The sequence below is a fragment of the Robinsoniella sp. genome, from assembly GCF_034124845.1.
Genome location: NZ_JAWYAJ010000419.1, coordinates 1 through 2905, shown reverse-complemented (window position 1 = coordinate 2905; position 2905 = coordinate 1). Strand labels below are relative to the sequence as shown.

Annotated in this window: 2 protein-coding genes; both read right to left on the bottom strand. The window is 49.5% G+C overall.

Translation table 11 applies throughout. The features are described 5' to 3' along the window. On the bottom strand, window positions 1-1001 hold a 1001-nt coding region (locus tag ACH2DQ_RS20720), incomplete at its 3' end, for a trimethylamine corrinoid protein 2 (protein WP_395028139.1). 3 nt (window positions 1002-1004) lie between these two features. Beyond that, a partial coding sequence (locus tag ACH2DQ_RS20715) for a glycoside hydrolase family 3 N-terminal domain-containing protein (protein WP_395028137.1) occupies window positions 1005-2905 on the bottom strand: 1901 nt, incomplete at its 5' end.

The following is a 2905-nucleotide window of genomic DNA, read 5'->3' as shown; positions in this document are numbered from 1 at the left end:
GATGACAGATTCTCAAGCAATGATGGAATGTCCGATGCAGGTGTCAGCACCAGGATTTTTTTCCCTGCCTCCTGCATCCTTTTCAGTGCCGGAATAAAATGCGCGGGACTTTCCTGCCCATCCACATTTGTCCATTGAATCATCTGAAGCTCTTTTTGCGCCAGTAGATGATCCAGATGGTTGATCTGTTCTTTTCCGTCAAAATGATAAACCGGATATTCTTCCCATTCCATCTGCTTTTTCAGCTCCGGCACCACAAACTGCCGATAACAGTCCGGTGAAAACATGACCGACATATCACACTGCATCTGGGCATGACGCCCGGGTGCCCAGGTGTCCATCCACCCCACACAGCTGCCGCCTTCATTGCAGTTTTTCTCCAGCTGATAAAACGTCTCCGCAGCATCTGTCCAGCCTTCATTGATTGTGGAAATGGCAGACTGCACTGCTTCCGGGCAGCTATACATATCCATCATGGTTTCTATGGAACCATGGAGATGTCCAATGGCATCCAGGGTGCCGCAGTTATCCGGCATAGACAGCAGATAATTTCCCATTCCCTTTTCCGCAAGATATTTTACAATTTCCCGCTGGCGGCGGTAGAATATATTTTCACGGTCATATTTCCATTGGTGCTCTTCCAGATCTTCCACCACAGCATCGAACCAGATCGTATCCGGTTTTAGCGTGTATTTTCCTCCGTAGTAGACACAGTGCCCGGATGCACCGAAGTTGGGCATTACCAGCGGCAGGGATTCCCCGCCGAAATAAGTCTGTTCCAGTCTTTGGATATTCCGTTTCCAGATCCGCTCCGGATTCAGCCAGTAGTCTTCCAGATCCTCGGGATCGTCAGGATTACATTCCCCGGGGGCAAAAATATGGACATTTGTTTTCCCGTCCCTTGGTGCTGCCACGGATATACAGCAGCGGTCCAGGACCTCATTGTCCCATAAAGCAGTCAGCCTGGCTTTGGCTTTTTCCCAGTCTTCTTTGTAATACATAAATCACACCTGCTTTCTTACGATCACCTGATTTTCAAATACCCGCTCTGCTTTGCATTTATTTCCGGTCAGAACAATATTTTCCCGGAACCTGATATCATTAGAGGCAGCCCCTACCATGACTTCCACCGTTCCCGGTTCCAGTACATAATCCATATGGATATCATAGAATCCCATCTGTGCTGTTGGAATCGTGAATTCCAGCAGTTTGCTTTCACCCGGTTTCAATGTGATCCGCTTATATGCTTTCAGTTCCTGCACCGGTCTGGTGACGCTTGCCGCCACATCCCGGATATAGAGCTGCACGACTTCATCGCCTTCCCGCTCCCCGGTGTTTTCCACCTGAACGGACACTTCCAGATTTCCGCCAATGGGTACTTCCTTATTCCCTATCCGAAAATCTGAAAAACGAAATTCTGTATAACTCAGTCCATAACCGAAAGCATACAGGGCAGATGCACTCACATCATCGTAATCCCCTCTCCAGTGAGAACGTCCGCCGGATTTTTTATGCATATAGTACACCGGAATCTGCCCGGAAGTACGGGGTACGGATACCGGAAGTCTGCCCCCCGGATTCCTGTCTCCGAATAGAATCTCCGCTACTGCCCTTCCTCCCTCTTCTCCCGGGAACCACGCTTCCAGGATAGCCGGGAGATGCTCTTCTTCCCAGGTAATCGAATAGGGACGTCCGTTGCTCATGACCAGAACAACCGGCACTCCGGCAGCCGCAACGGCACGAACCAGTTCTTCCTGTACACCAGGCAGACTTAGTTCTGCACGATCCACCGATTTTCCCACGGTACACTCCAGTGTAATCCCAGCCAGATCGCCCACGAACAGCAGTACTGCATCTGCCTGTGCCGCAGCATTGACTGCCTCTTCAAATCCATCTCTGGATGTTCCCTTGATCTCACATCCTTTGGCATAGATAATCTCCGTATCCGGAGAAACCGCCTTGCGGATTGCTGCAAGATAGCTCTCCATCTGCACGATGTTCCCGGACATTTCAATATTCTCAGGTACTGGCTGGTTCATGGCATTTCCCTGGCTGTCATGCAGCTCCAGCAATCCTTCAATCTGCCCCTGATAAGTATAGTCTCCAATCATATGACGGATATTGTCAGCAGAAGGTCCAATGACAGCCAGTTTCTTTATATCCTTTGACAGGGGCAGAAGCCGGTTTTCATTTTTCAGCAGAATAATGGACTTTCTTGCCGCTTCCAGGGCAAGCTGCCGATCCTGCGGTGTGTCAAACTGATCCATTGTCTTTTTCGCATCCACATACGGATGCTCAAATAATCCCAGCCGGAACTTAAATGTCAGAACCTTTCTCACGCTGGTGTGAATCAGTTCCATGGAAATGTCCCCCTTTTCCACTGCGCGCTTTAAAGGTTCCCCAAAGCAGTCCACATTCGGAAGTTCCACATCCATGCCGGCTTCCAGTGCCATTTTTGCAGCCTCTTCTTTGTCTGCCGCCATATTGTGGTAGTCAAAGATCTGGTTTATGGCAAAATAATCCGAAACGACTATTCCCTCAAATCCCCACTCTTCTTTCAGAATATCATTCAACAATTTCTTTGATGCACCGCAGGGTACACCGTCGATTTCATGGTACCCATTCATAATGGATGCCATGTTTCCTTCCTTTACCGCCATCTCAAAAGGTGCCAGATATACTTCCCGCAGCTCCCGTTCCGGCAGATGAACCGGCGCCCAGTTCATTCCCCCTTCCGATGCACCATAGCCCACAAAATGCTTCCCGGTTGCCAGAACTCCCTGGTCCTTTAAATTCCCCTGGATCCCTTTAACATAAGCAGTTCCCATGGTTCCAACCACATAGGGATCTTCTCCATAGGTCTCTTCCATTCTTCCCCAGCGGGGATCCCTTGCAATATCCAGCA